Genomic DNA, 14912 nt, shown 5'->3' with positions numbered 1-14912 from the left:
TCGGTCTTGATTTTACTTGTGCGGCTTTGTAAAAAGAAACCCACCATTCCGGAATGTGCCGGGAATGATGGGTTTTGCTTGTGTGAAAAGTATCTGTTTTTAGAAACTTGTTTTTTGGACTTTCAGTGTGTTCTTTCCGCTTGAAAGGATGTAAATGCCTTGGTTCAGGTCGTCGATGCTGACGGAAGTCGCATGGTTCGCTTGTTTCAACATGCGGCCTTGCAGGTCGTAGACAGCAATGTCGTTTGGTTCTGCGAAGTAGAACGTATTGCCTACACGTTGGGCAGACAAAGTCTTCACACCGTTGATACCGTCGCCTCCGCTAACAGTGTATGCGGCAAGGGTTGTGGAGAAGTCTGTGATGTTGGCAGAGAGAAGGGCCTTGGTTGTGCCGTTCGTGGCGGCCCCGGTTACCAACAGGGGGACATCATTGTTTGTGGCCGTACCGTTTGAGCAGGTATAAGCCAATGATTGGGTAATGGTTTTCTCGCTGTTTTGGTCTTGAATGACATAACCATATAAAGAAACCTCCCCGTTGTTTACTGCCATGCTTGTGAAGTTCTCGTTGAAATGTTGGGTGTCTCCATTACCCTCGTCAAGACCGCTTTTAGCAGTCCATTGTACTTCTAATGAGTTCTTGTCCAATGCCGTGGCAAACAAGTCGCATCCGCCTACATGGGTGAGCTTGTTGTCGAAAGGCATCATTTGATGGAACGTACCGCCAATGTAGAGGGTATTGTCTGCTATTTGCATTTTACCGATGTTGTTATAAGACGCTCCATTACTATGGGAGTCTGCATGGAATATTTTTGTTGTGGCCTTGCCATCTTGGATGGCAGCCGTGATGAAAGCATGTTCCACCATTCCATTCGTGTTATCGAACGCCAAAGTAATGTCTTCGCTTCCATTCGGATAAGTGAATGTCAGTGTGCCTTGGGCCGCAAAACACAAATATACGGAATTGCTTTCTGTCGTGAAGTTGATACTTTCTACTCCCATTTGATCACCTCCCAATTGGGTTTTAACACCGACTTGCGCTACGGATTCTGCATTGTCTAGTGCAGATGCATCCAATGAGAAAATACCGGCACTGATGAGGTCATCATACATGAAATCAAATATATTCATGTATATGCCTTTCCATTGTACATTGTCTATAGTTACGTCGCCAGTATACATGGCTGAAGCGTACAACTTTCCGTTGTTTGCTTCTATGTGGTTGATTTTTATATATGGAAATCCTTCTTGGGGAAAGTAAAGCCCACTGGAAGCTATTTCTGCATTGGCTTCCGGCCAAATGACTTTTGTAGCTTTCAACGCACCTTCGGCACTGTATGCCGCAATGAAACTGGACACTTGGTTTTCCACTTCTCCGGCCTTGCCGTTGACGGTTTGCGCTTTGCCATCCGTGCTTCCCACTTCCACGGCATCGGCCAAAGTCCCGGCCACGTAGACGTTGTTCTGCTCATCGGTGGTGATGGCCGTAATGGTGGCTGCACCGCGCAGACCGACAGCCCAAAGAGCGTTGCCGTTGGCATCGTATTTGGCCAGATAGGCACTGTTGGCAATCGGGTCAAGAACGGTGCTTCCGATGACAATCGGTTGCGTGAATGCTCCCGTGGCGTAGGTGTTGCCTGCATTGTCCACAGCCGTGGGGGCTTGGAGGTTGAGTTCTTCCCATTTCGACACGGTATTTTCTACCGACTTGGACCACTTCTGTTGGTCGGCTGCAAATGCTTGCGTGCCCGCCAAGAACAGGCTACAAGCTGCGATAAGTAATGTTCTTTTCATAATGGATAATTTAAAAAATGAATATTAAGTATTGTCATATTGGGTCCGGGAGGAGGTTACTCTTCCTCCAGTCCCGGATTGGCTGCAATGGCTTCGGAGGGGATACGTAACGTATAGCGTGAGTCATCCTTTTGCAATACGTAAGTTTCTCCCTTATAGGTCTTGGTCAGTTCCTGGCGAGTGGTACGACGCAGGTCAAACCAACGATGGCCTTCGAAAGCCAGTTCGCGGAAACGTTCGTTGTAGATTTCTTCCCGCAACTCATCTTGTGTCATGGCCAGGACTTCCGTCTCGTATGTGGGGTAGATGGCTGCAAGGTAACGTTTCTTCATCAGTTCCGTCAGGTAATGGCGGGCATTGTCCATGTCGTTCAGTTCCAAGGCGGCTTCTGCGGCGGTCAGGTAGAACTCGGCAGAGCGGAATGTGCAGCGGAACTCATTGGTTCCGGCTTTGAGAACTTCTGTCGCACTGGCGGAAATCTGCCGGTAGAATTTGCTTCGGCGCATGTCACCGCTACGGTAAAGGGACATCAATTCCGGATTCACGTATCCCACTCCGAGGGACGAGGCAATGAAAAGGCGTTCCATGGAAAGGATGGCTTCCACAGACTGGTAGTGGTTGGGCAATGTGGAGGATGTGGTGAGGTCTTCCAATTCACCATGCCTGTTCACGACATCTGTCGCATAGTCATAGGCGTTAGCCCAGTCTCCCATGTACAAATACACTCGGGCGCGGAAAGCGTTGGCCGAAAGCGTGTTGAACCGGTAGGTCTCGCCTTCTGGCCAATTCTCTACGTTGAGCAGTTTTTCGGCCTCGTTTATGTCAGACAAGATGGAGGCATAGACCTCTGCCACGGTATTGCGCGACAGCACTTCGCGGACATCGCTGTTCAGTTTCAACGGGATGCCTTTGGTGGCTGCCGGATTACAATGTGTGTAAGGGGCTGCGTAGAGGTTCACCAAAATGAAGTGCATGTAAGCGCGTAACATATAGGCTTCTCCGGCCAGTTGGTTGCGTTCGGCTTGTGTAGCTTCAGTGATATTGTCTTTGTTTTCTATGACGGAATTGGCAATATAGTTTACGTAATAGTATCTTTGCCAACCGAACGAAAGTGTGGTTTGGTCGGGGGCGACATCATTCCAACACCAAATATCCAGATAGGAGTTTAGTGATTCTTGGTTTTGTTCACCTTCCAAGGTTAACTCATCGCTTCGGAATGTGGCCATACCGCGGTCTGAGGGGATGGCTGAATAGGCTTCGGTGAGCAAGTCGCGAAACTCTTGCCCGGTTTTGGGCATGACCTTGCCGACGGGTTGGATGTCAAGGAAGTCGTTACAAGCTGTGAATGAAAGTAAGATGGCTATGAGCCACACTATGTTAAAACATTTATTCTTCATTGTTCATTCTCCTAATTAAAAATTCACGTTAAGTCCGAAGATGAAACTTTTAGGGATGGGGGAGGCGTACGGATTCCCCATCGTTTCCGGGTCAAGATAATTATGATAGTTGCTGGCGATGACCCAAAGGTCACGTCCTTCCAACGATACAGACGCACTTTTCACTCCGATAGGCTTCAACCAACGTGTAGGCAGGTCGTAAGCAAGGCGGATGCTTTGGAAACGGAAGTAGTTCTGTTTCTTGACGTAAATATCCAAATTGTTCAGGATGGGATAGTTGTCATAAAAAGAATATTCCTCCGGCCTGTCGCTGCTGTTGATGAGCCTCGGGAACTTCCCGTCAGGGTTATCCGGTGTCCAACGGTCCAAGATGTCGCGGTTTGTGTTCAGACCGCGGTCATAAGTGGTCAGGCTGTAGCTTGGCGTGGTCTGCACGTGCATCCCGAAGTTGAAGATACAGTTGACGCTCAATGTCACGCGTTGGTATTTGAATGTATTCGTGAATCCGCCAGAAACTTTCGGGTCAGTGCTGCCCATGTAGGTCAACAGGTTACGTTGTTCTTCTGCGCTCAGAGAACTGGCACCGGCGTTATTAAGTTGGAAAAAGTCTTTAGCAGAAAGCTTTTGCCCGTCTTTTGTAAGGTATAAGGGGTAGCCTTCATCGTCCAGTCCGGTGGTCTTGTAAGCGAAGATGGCTCCCACCGGGTAACCTTCGCGGCTCGGCGTGGTGGAGTTTTCGGCTACGGTTTCCTGTAAGACAGTATTGTCGTTGAAACCGAAATTCAGATTGGTGAACCATGTGAAATCTTTGGTGTGGATGTTCCGTGTGGTCAAAGCCACTTCCACGCCTTGGTTCTCCATGCTGGCCCAGTTGACCGTGGTGGAAGAATAACCGGTTTCCAAGGGCAGCATACGCATGCCGATAAGGTCTGTCCCTTTACGATAATAGTAGTCCACGCTCAATGAGATGGCATTGTCCCAAAGTGACAAGTCCATTCCGACATTCACGTTTTGTGTCTTTTCCCAACGCAAGTCAGGGTTAGGAGCATTCTGCGGACGCAATGCATCTTCAGGGTTGTTCGGCAGAATAGTGGCTTGCACATATTTTCCGATAAGATAAGGGGAAGTGTTCTTGTCAATGTTACCCTGCAGACCGTATGATGCACGGAGGCCCAAATTGTCTATGGCCGTGACATTCTTCATGAACGGTTCGTCGCTGATACGCCATAATCCGCTGACGGAATAGAGCGGAAGGTAACGGTACTTCTTTGCTACACCGAAAATATCCGATCCGTCAAAGCGGATGCTTCCTCCGAGTGTGTAGCGGTGGAGTAGCGTATAGGAACCGGTGGCAAACCATGAGACGAATGCATTTTCTGTGAATGTTTCGGTATGAAGAGGCAGGGCTTCTGCCGAGTTTTCCGTGGGGAATATGACTGGTACGGAAGTCAGTGTCCGGTTATCATATCCGTATGCGGCAGAAAACAAGGATTTGTATTCATTATGACGGATTTCCGTACCCAACATCACTTCCAATTCATGGATATCCTTGAAACGGTTGTCATATTCGGCCATGGCTTTCCATGTCCATTGGGTTTGGTGGCTGTCCGTAATTTTGTTGCTTCCTCCATCGGGAAGGAAGGTACGTTTGCCATCGCTGTAAGAATATGTGTTTTGTTCTTTCTCCCGTCGCATGGCGTAGCTGTTTTCCCCGGCATATTTTTCGATAGTGCCTTCGTCCCATTGCAAACCGAATTGGGACGTAATTTTAAAATGTTCGTCCAGTTTGAGTTCTGCGTCGAAGATGGACATTAAAGATGTCGTTGTGTTGATGTTGGATGTGTTGGCGCGTTCCTCGAAAATGTTGAAGTCTGATACGATGTCGCCTTTGCTATGTTGTACGTTGACATCATAGATATAATCCCCTTCATCATCGAACGGGCGCAGGTAGGGGTTGGCGATGCGTGAATAATAAACAGGATTAGTGAACCCATCACCGTAGGTCAGGTACGACCTTTGTTTGCGGCGGTTGGCAAATACGGAGGCACCCACTTTCAGTTTGTTGTTGATGCGGTAGTCGGTTTTCAGCGTCAGGTTGAAGCGGTCGTTCTTTACGCTTTCCACATTGCCTTGTTCCACATAGTAGCCTAAGGCGGAGTAGTAGGTGGCCTTTTCCGAACCGCCGGACAGGCTTACGTTGTATTCTTGGTTGAACACGTCCCGGAAGAGGATGTCGTTCCAATCCGTATTGACAGCCCGCAGGGCATTGATGTCGGCCTGTGCCTCGGGCGAGAGGGCGTTCCATCCTCCGGCCTTGTAGGCATCGGTCAGCCCGTAGCCTGCAATGATGCGGGCTACGTCGCCTTTGTTTTCGCGGTAGGTATAATCGGACTGCAACAGGCCTAATTCAAGGTCAACCTTTTCATCTGAGTTCAAAAGGTTGAGGCGGTCTATGTCTGTCTTGGGGTTGTACGTTAACTTCATGGAGAAGTTGATTTGTGGCTTGCCTGCTTTCCCTTTTTTGGTGGTGATAACTATCACGCCGTTTGCGGCCCGGGCACCATAAATGGCCGTGGCTGCTGCATCCTTCAGTACCGTGATGCTTTCAATGTCCTGTGGGTTAATACCTGCGATGGAAGTCTGATAGATGTTGTCTATGTCTTGTAAATCTTCCATGGACGGGATGTCTGTGCCCTCCAATGGAATGCCGTCGAGCACCCAGAGCGGGTCTTGCGTCCCGTTGATGGAGGACGTACCGCGGATACGTAACTTGACCGGTGCGCCGGGTGAGCCGGAAGAGGTCACGCTGGACAGTCCGGCAATCTGTCCGGCCAAAGCCTGGTCTATGTTGTTGACTCCACCGATAATCTCATCGGACATCTTTATCGTTGTGACGGCCGAGGTCAGCTTGCGGCGGTCAATGGCCTGATAACCCGTGACGACCAGTTCATTCAGCTGTTTGGAATCATTTTCCATGTAGACTGTATAGTTGTCTTTTCCGGCCTGAAGATGAATCGTGGCCGTTGTATAACCCATGAATCGGCAAGTCAGGTTTTGGGTTCCTGAGGGTACTTCCAGTTTGAACTTACCGTCCAAGTCGGTTGTCGTGCCATGCGCCACAGTACCTTGTGCGCTCATGACCGCTATGGTGGCACCGATAACCGGTTGGTTGTCTGCCTTGTCGAAGACAGAGCCGGTGACGGTGCGGGTCTGTGCCGCCATGGACAGAATCCCGATGAACAGACACAAGAGGATACATTCAATTCTTCTCATATTCATTCCTTTCGTTGTTTTTATTTAGTCAACCCAAGTGCCGTTTGGATACGCAGGATCATGTCCTCGTAATGGAAACGGGTGGCGGGGTCGGAAATGTTTCGTTTGTTTTTCAGCAATTGCAGGATGCTCATCAATTCTCCGCGTTTGACACTGATAGCGTCGCTGACACGGTTGATTTGCGTACTATACATGTCGATGAGGCGGGCATTGCGATTATCGCCGTTCATGGCAGAAGAGCATCCGTGGGCACAGGGTAAGGCCGTGGTATTCAAAGCCGGCAGGGGGGCGTGGAGGCGTTTGTTGATTTTCACACCTTCCTCTTCGGCGGCAGCCGTGATGAGTGCATCGACGAACGACTTTTGCAGATTTCGGGTCATTACGTCGAGTTTTTGTCCGGCTATGGTGGGCTTGAAGATGTGTTTGTGCAACATGCCTACCATTTCCACGGGGGTAAAGGCTTTCTCGCCGTTCTGGAATTCATTTTCAAACATGCGAACCATACGTTTGTTGTCCAGCAAGTCCCACAACAAGTAGTTCAGCGTGTTCTTGTACATGGCGTTAGGGCTTTGTTCCAATGTGCCGAGCGGAGTCTCTTTTAATATATAGGTATAGTCCGAGATAGAGGTGTCGAACAACCAAGCCGGATAGGTGATATACTGATCGATTAGGAATTGTACGGCTTCTTTCTGCTTTTCCTTTTCCACAAAAGTATAAGTCTTTTGGCCGTCACCGACTTCCGTATTTTCCAAATAGATTCCACCTACATTGGCCATGACATGATAAGGATATAGACCCCATTGGAAGACGGCTCCGGCGTAAAGCTTGGCCGCGTCTTTATAGGTCTGCCCTTCTTCTCCGGTGGTGGTCCATTTGACGATATCCGGAACGATACGTTTCAGGTTCTCTATACCGTAGCCTGCCGATTTCATGGCGTCGTCGCCCAAATCTTCGCTGAGGGAACGGGGATCCACCGCTTCGCGTGCCGATTGTTCCTCTCCATATTTGTATATTTTCTCCGTATGGCTGTCCAACAGTGCACGGAGCTGTCTTTTTTCCGTTTCCTCGTCCGGATACCAACGGTATCCCCATTCGATGGCAAAGCGGTCGTAGGGACCGATGTGTGGGGAGACGTAAGGTACGTGGTCTTCCGGTTGGGCCACATAGTTGAAGCGGGCATAGTCCATGATGGAAGATGCCGTGCCTCCGACCCGTGACATGAATCCGGGGGAACGCAAGGAGTCGGTCGGGTAGGCCCAGGATGCAATCATGTTATGCTTGAGACCCAAAGAATGTCCAACTTCATGGCAAGCCACGAAACGGGCTGCATCTCCCATCAGGCTGTCGGGCAGTTCCGGGTTCCGTACGGCCGGATTGACAGCACCGGTCTGTATGACAATCCATTCGCGCAATAAAGATACGACGTTGTGCCACCAGATGATGTCGGCTTCGATGATTTCGCCTGTACGTGGGTCGATGACCGACGGCCCCATGGCATTGGATTTTTCCGAGGCAGCGTAGGTGAACAAGGAATATTTCAAATCGTCTCCTTCTGCTGCCATACTGTCGGTATATTCCTCCACCCGTACGGCATCTTTGAAACCGGCTTGTTCAAAAGCCGTGTTCCAATCCAAAATACCCTTACGGATATAGGGACGCAGTTGCTTCGGCGTAGCCGGGTCGATATAGAATGTAATCGGTTTCTTCGGGGAGGTCAACTCACCGCGTAAATAAGCCGCTTCGTCTGTTGGCTCCAAACGCCAACGCGTGATGTAGTGGCGGGTTTCAAGTTCTTGTTGGCGGTCGGAATAGCTGAGGCGGTGGCTCGTGAAATATCCGACCTTTTTGCTCTCTTTGCGTCCTCTCATCGGGATTTCAGGCAAAAGGCTGAGTGATGAACTGACCACTACGGTCACGTTTACTTTACTCATGCCTTCCCTTACGATGGTAGTCAGTTCCGAAGTGGCCGTGATATTGCTTTCAAATGCTTTGATGTCCAGAATGCGCGAAAGGTCGGAATTAGCGGATGTGCCAAGATTGATATTGTTGAATACATCATTAAGACCGGTCTGTTTCCCATTGAACAACTCGTCTATTTTGACCACCACTGTACTGGAGTCCGGTGCTACGGCCTCTATTTTCAAACTGGCAATAAGCGGGTTGATATAGTTGTCCGCTACAGATGAGGCTAAAGCATCCGTCGCAGGAACTTCAGGAGTGAGACGTTGTTGGCGGATACATAATTTCTTCCCTTCGCGTTGCCATTCGAAAGTGACGGTTTGATTCTCATAATTGATGCCTTTGTTCACTCCGGCCTCGTTCAATTCCAAAGGCACTTTCTGCAAGCGGTTGGTAACCAGAAATTCACGTCCTAACAGTCGGGTCGGGAATTCCAGATAGAAACTGCCGTTTTTCTTTATGATATTGGCAATTCCTTTGAGGGCAACCGAGTCTCTTCCTGTCAGCTTTTTATAATCAGATGCAACCGAGTCTTTGGGCTCTGCTTTCTTTCTGTTTTTTGCCAGAAGGGGAAAAATGCCTGTATTTGCAGATGCAATAGAAGATTCCGCTATCGTGGTCATAGCGAAAGAAAACAGGCTTATCCATATTATGTTTTTTCTCATTCCTTGTGTTCTATATAATACTTATAATTATGTCTTAATCCAAAATACTATTCATTTTTTGTGCAAAAAGAAAAGTACCCCGACAGTGTTTTCCGACGAGATACTTTGCATTAGATTATTTAAAGACGTACTTCTTTTTATCTCAGACGGGCCAGAGTTTCTTTAATCCGTTTCATGGCCTCGACAATGTTTTCGTCACTGGTGGCATAGCTCATGCGGAAACATTCGGGAGAGCCGAAAGCGTCACCGCCCACTGTAGCCACATGACCCACCTCAAGCAGGTACATGGCAAAATCGGTGGAGTTGTTGATTACACGTTCACCGTCTTTCTTACCGAAATACGAGCTGCATTTGGGGAACAGATAGAATGCGCCTTCCGGGCTGTTCACCTCCAATCCGGGGATTTCTTTAGCCAATTTGACAATCAGGTTTTTACGGCGTTCAAAAGCCTGGCGCATATCTTCTACGCACTGTTGTGAACCCGTATAAGCGGCTTCGGCTGCCTTTTGCGAAACGGAACAAGGACCGCTAGTGTACTGGCCCTGTAGCTTGTTACAGCCTTTTACAATCCATTCGGGAGCAGCAATGAAACCGATTCTCCATCCCGTCATGGCGTATGCTTTCGATACTCCGTTGACGATGACTACGCGGTCTTTTATTTCCGCGAACTGGGCGATGCTTTCATGTTTGCCGATATAATTGATGTGCTCGTAAATCTCGTCGGCAATGACAATCACGCGTTCATGTCGTGCGAGGACGCGAGCCAGACCGGCCAACTCTTCTTTGGAATATACCGAACCCGTAGGATTGCTGGGAGAGCAGAGAATCAACGCACGTGTTTTCGGCGTGATGGCCGCTTCCAGCTGTTCGGGTGTAATCTTGAAATCTTGTTCTATGCCCGCTTCTACAATGACGGGTTCTCCTTCGGCCAATTTGACCATTTGGGGATAGCTGACCCAATAAGGAGCCGGAATGATCACCTCATCGCCGGCATTGACCAATGCCATGATGGCATTACATACAGATTGTTTGGCGCCGTTGGAGCAAAGAATCTGTGCCGGTGCATAGTCCAAGCCGTTTTCGTTTTTCAGCTTGGCAGAGATGGCTTCGCGCAGTGCGGGATAGCCCGGTACGGGAGAATAGCGTGAATAATTCTCTTCTACGGCTTTGATGGCAGCCGCTTTGATATGGTCCGGGGTGTTGAAATCCGGTTCGCCGACACTTAAATTGATTACATCTACACCTTGTGCTTTCAGCTCGCTGCTTTTTTGAGACATAGCTAAAGTTGCAGAGGGAGAAAGTCTGTTCAAACGGTCTGATAGTTGATTCATATATGTTTCTTAATTTATTGATTCTCGTGGCTTGATGTTGCAAAGTTAGGCAATTCTGCGGATATGTGCTACACTTTTAACTCCTTTTCGATGAAAAAGGTGACTTTTTGGTGTAAAATCAATCTTATTCCCTGCTGTTATTTTCTTTTTCCAAGGATTTTCAGCAGTTGGAGAAACAAATTCAGGAAATCCAGATACAAAGTGAAACTACCCATTAAAGCCAACTTTTGCGTGCTTTCGTCCAGTCCCATTCCGTGTTCACGCAACATGGCCTTGATTTTCTGGGTGTCGTATGCCGTCAGTCCGACAAAAACGAGTACAAGGGCATACGTGATGCCCCAGTCGAGCGTAGTGCTGGCTATAAACCAGTTCGCAATGGTCGCGATGATAAGTCCGATAAGTGCCATGATGAGATATGTTCCCATTTTGCTTAAGTCTTTATGAGTGAAATATCCTACTAAGGACATGGTTCCGAATGTGCCGGCCGTGACAAAGAAAGTAGAGGCGATGGAACCTATTTCGTATACCAGAAAAATGGTAGACAGAGTAACACCGGTAAGGATGGAATACAGAATAAACAATAGAGAGGCGTTGGTGAATGACAACTTGCTGACACGGCCTATCAGGGTAAAGGCTACGACGAGTTCGGCAATGATAAGTCCGAGGAAAACGGCCTGATTCCCCAATATGAATTGCATCAGTGTGGCATTGCCTGCCACGCATGCGGCTGTCAGTCCGGTAATGGCCAAAGCGAATGTCATCCACCGATAGACATTGCGCATGAGTTTGGAAAACACGGAAGCCTGTACCGTCTCTTCCGGGTTATAAGCATATATGTTTTTAGTTTCCATTATGTCGTTGTTGTTGAGAGTAGGGTTATTTATTGAAATGCAATGTGTGTCCCATGCGTTCTTTTTTGGTTCGCATGTATTTTTCGTCGTAAGGGGTGACCGGAACTTCGATGGGAACATTTTCCACGATTTCGAGTCCGTAGGCCTCCAAACCTACACGTTTGACCGGATTGTTCGTCAACAGGCGCATTTTATGTACGCCCAATTCATGCAGGATTTGAGCTCCGACGCCGTATTCGCGTTCATCGGGCAAGAAACCGAGATGTACGTTGGCATCTACGGTGTCCATACCTTCTTCTTGCAATTTATAGGCTTTCATCTTGTTGAAAAGACCTATGCCGCGCCCTTCCTGGTTCATGTAGAGGATAACGCCCTTTCCTGCTTCTTCTACCATGCGCATGGCTTTGTGGAGTTGTGCTCCGCAATCACAACGCTGGCTGCCGAATATGTCTCCGGTGACGCACGAGGAATGTACACGCACTAAAATCGGTTCGTCCGGTTCCCATTCTCCTTTGATAAGCGCCACGTGTTCCAGTCCGTTGCTGATCTGGCGGAAAGTGATGTCGCGGAAGTGCCCGTAGTCGGTAGGCATGTCTACTTCCGGGCCTCGTTCCACCATCGATTCCTGTTTGAGCCGATAGGCAATCAAGTCGCGTATGGCTATGATTTTGATTCCGAAGCGTGTGGACACCTTTTGTAATTCAGGCATGCGGGCCATGGTACCGTCCGGGTTCAGGATTTCGATGAGGGCGGCAGCCGGTTGCAGGCCGGCCAGACGTGCCAGGTCGACAGCGGCTTCTGTATGTCCGGCACGGCGCAGTACGCCTTTGTCTTGCGCATACAGCGGGTTGATATGTCCCGGGCGGCCAAAGGTTTCCGGGCGGGAAGACGGGTCGGCCAATGCGCGGATGGTGGCGGCCCTGTCATGTGCGGAAACCCCGGTGGTACAGCCTTCCAGTTTGTCTATGGTTATGGTGAAAGGGGTTCCTAAGATAGAAGTATTGGTGCTGACCTGATGAGGTAAGTCCAGTTCTTCACTACGTGAAATGGTAATCGGTGCACAGAGCACGCCTCTTCCTTCCTGAAGCATGAAATTTACTTTTTCAGGCGTAATCATTTCCGCAGCCGTGATGAAGTCGCCTTCATTCTCACGGTCTTCGTCATCCACTACTATTATGAACTTGCCTTCTTTGAAGTCGGCAATGGCTTCTTCTATTGTGTTCAGTTTAAATGTATCCATGACTTTATGATGTTTTATTCGATTTCTGATATTTTCTCGATTCGTTTGGCGATAAACGCGCTGTATTTTTTTATTTGTTGTATATCCTTGTAAAGACGCAACCTGTATCGCCAGATTCGGAAATAAAAGAATATGCCCACAGGGAATATGATGCCTAACACCATATTCCATTTATAATTATGGAAGGGGCGCGTATGTGCATGTGTAGGCACGATAGGAAGCTTGTTCAGGGCATCCAAGATTGCCGCGTCCCAGCTGTTGGACAGTATGGTGATGAGGTTTTCCATTTTTCGGCTCAGGCTGATAACCTCATGGTCATCTATATTATGGAAGAAAATGTGCAGGTAGTTGGGCGGCAGACGTAACCTGCTCTTTTGTGCGTATGCTTGCCATTCTTGCGACAAGGCCGTGAGTTCCGTTTTTACAACGGGATAATCCGGGTCGTGTATGATGACTTCTTTACGGGCGATATGACGGGATATGCGGAGTCCCAGAATCTTGCGTATCACATTGATATATGCTTCGATATTGAATACGGCCGAGTCTTTATTGGCTTTGTAAGTCAGGAAAATGCCGATAGGGCAGAGTACCATGGAGCTAAGCCATTCGCCGAACCAAGGAATCCATTCCCCGCTTTTTGCCATTTTCTCTCCTGACACGTTGATGATATAATAGAAGATGAAAATGGTGACGGATATGACAACCGGTACACCCAAACCACCTTTACGGATGATGGCTCCAAGAGGGGCACCGATAAAGAAGAAGAACAGGCAGGCTAATGAGAGTGTGAACTTCTTGTGCCATTCCACCCAGTGTGTCCGGGTGGACTGGTCTATATCTTTCGAAATCAAACCGCGAAATTCATATTCGTTAGTGGCTATCGTACTTTTTTGCATGGCGTTCCGTAATACGCCCTGTTGTTGGCTGACGGTCAGTTTGCTGTATAAGGTGTCGAAGTTCAACGTCTGGCGGGCTATCTTGACGGAGTCTTGTGAGGCTATGTTTACTTTCCTCCGATAAGTCGTATTCTGCAAATAGGCAAAAAGCGAGCGGCCGATACTGTCGCTTTTATGTGCCAAAGAATCGAGTCCGGTTTCAATCTCCCGCAAATTTTTGGTTTGTGCGCTTCCGCTGAATACGTTGGCATCCATCATGTTGAAATTGTTGTCGAACGGAATCAGGTCGGTTTCTTGGATGAATGTCTCCCTCATGTAAGGCACGTTGGCACGAGCCATCATGTTGCCTTGGGCTTGCATGTTACGAAAACGTTCTCCGGCGTACATCGTCAGCATAAGATGCTTTTCGTCAGCCGTCGTTTTGAGTTCTGCGGAGTCGGCCAATACGATTTGTGCATCTTCATACCCGTCGGTCGTACTATAAATCATGACTCCGTAGAGCATACCGTTTTCCTTTCCTTTCTTCTCCACGAAAATGTTATATCCAGGAATCTCACTGTAGAAAATACCTTCCGGGATTTCCAGTTCAGGCGATTTTTGTTTCATGGAATAGATGAGCGTATAAAACTTCTTTTGGGCTTCCGGGCCGGTTATGTTCTGGAAATAAAATGAACCGATACAAAGTAGGATATTAAAGATGATAATGGGCTGCAGTATGCGGACGAGCGGAATGCCGGCAGCTTTCATGGAAAGCAGTTCGAAACGCTCGCCGAGGTTACCGAAAGTAATGAGCGAGGCTAAAAGAATGGCCAAAGGTAAGGACATGGGGATGAGTGTCAGGCTGGCATAATAAAAGAAGTGTGCGAGGACGTCCAATGTCAAACCTTTCCCGATGAGCTCGTCCACGTATCGCCACATGAATTGCATCAGGAAAATGAAAAGGCAGATGAAAAACGTGCCAACGAAGAGCAAAGAATAGGCTTTGAATACGAATATGTCTATTTTCTTAATGAACTTCATCCCATTGTTGTTCGTACGAATTAACGGACAAAGTTAGTATAAAAAAATATTGTAGCCTTATATTTTAGATGTTTTTATGGAACAGTGTTCTATAAAAGAGACTTTTCGGTGGCTCCTACAAGTGGGTTAAACTTTACTGTGCTGAGAGAAAACAGAATGGAATCTGACTGTACAAAGTGCTTTTTAAAAGGCTCTTTGAAGATAAAATGAAAAAAAGTAGAATTTTCTTTTGGTGAAATGAAAATAATGCGTACCTTTGCAACCGCAAACGCAAGGATGGCGGGATAGCTCAGCTGGTTAGAGCGCATGATTCATAATCATGAGGTCCCCGGTTCAATCCCGGGTCCCGCTACTTCTAAAGTTTATGGGCATTTGAGAGGCTTCCACTCTTGAGTGCTTTTTTTATTTTTATGGGTATTTGCACAGATTTTGCATGGTTTTCCCGATAAATAACGGATAATCAATGAAATCGTAAGGTAATACAGTATT

8 protein-coding genes and 1 tRNA gene are annotated in these 14912 nt (G+C 48.0%); 1 reads left to right on the top strand and 8 read right to left on the bottom strand.

Going from position 1 to position 14912, the window contains the following annotated elements:
- Window positions 1–99 precede the first annotated feature (99 nt).
- The 8 genes from AC5RDV_RS07345 to AC5RDV_RS07310 all read right to left on the bottom strand — a co-directional run bounded on the left by AC5RDV_RS07345 (window position 100) and on the right by AC5RDV_RS07310 (window position 14423).
- Complete coding sequence (locus AC5RDV_RS07345; protein WP_282747948.1) at window positions 100–1791, bottom strand: T9SS type A sorting domain-containing protein; 1692 nt, start codon at window positions 1789–1791, stop codon at window positions 100–102.
- A gap of 56 nt (window positions 1792–1847) precedes the next feature.
- Entirely contained in the window at window positions 1848–3188 is a 1341-nt protein-coding gene (locus AC5RDV_RS07340; protein ID WP_282747949.1) for a RagB/SusD family nutrient uptake outer membrane protein, read from the bottom strand.
- A gap of 15 nt (window positions 3189–3203) precedes the next feature.
- Entirely contained in the window at window positions 3204–6461 is a 3258-nt protein-coding gene (locus tag AC5RDV_RS07335) for a SusC/RagA family TonB-linked outer membrane protein (RefSeq protein WP_282747950.1), read from the bottom strand.
- A 20-nt stretch (window positions 6462–6481) separates the two neighbouring features.
- Entirely contained in the window at window positions 6482–9085 is a 2604-nt protein-coding gene (locus AC5RDV_RS07330) for a zinc-dependent metalloprotease (RefSeq protein ID WP_282747951.1), read from the bottom strand.
- A gap of 137 nt (window positions 9086–9222) precedes the next feature.
- Entirely contained in the window at window positions 9223–10416 is a 1194-nt protein-coding gene (locus AC5RDV_RS07325) for a pyridoxal phosphate-dependent aminotransferase (RefSeq protein WP_021981455.1), read from the bottom strand.
- 137 nt (window positions 10417–10553) lie between these two features.
- A complete protein-coding gene (locus AC5RDV_RS07320; protein WP_008628386.1) occupies window positions 10554–11267 on the bottom strand; it encodes a Bax inhibitor-1/YccA family protein in 714 nt (237 codons plus the stop codon).
- Between the two features lie 25 nt (window positions 11268–11292).
- Window positions 11293–12507: a bifunctional 3,4-dihydroxy-2-butanone-4-phosphate synthase/GTP cyclohydrolase II gene (locus AC5RDV_RS07315; RefSeq protein ID WP_282747952.1), complete on the bottom strand. Its 1215-nt coding sequence runs from the start codon at window positions 12505–12507 to the stop codon at window positions 11293–11295.
- A gap of 14 nt (window positions 12508–12521) precedes the next feature.
- Entirely contained in the window at window positions 12522–14423 is a 1902-nt protein-coding gene (locus AC5RDV_RS07310) for an LptF/LptG family permease (RefSeq protein ID WP_282747953.1), read from the bottom strand.
- A gap of 278 nt (window positions 14424–14701) precedes the next feature.
- Between AC5RDV_RS07310 and AC5RDV_RS07305 the strand changes: the two genes are divergently transcribed.
- Window positions 14702–14775, top strand: a tRNA-Met gene (locus tag AC5RDV_RS07305).
- Window positions 14776–14912 lie beyond the last annotated feature (137 nt).

Source organism: Paraprevotella sp., assembly GCF_986071375.1.
Note: the sequence above shows the minus strand (reverse complement) of the source record. Positions and strands in the feature narration are given on the sequence as shown.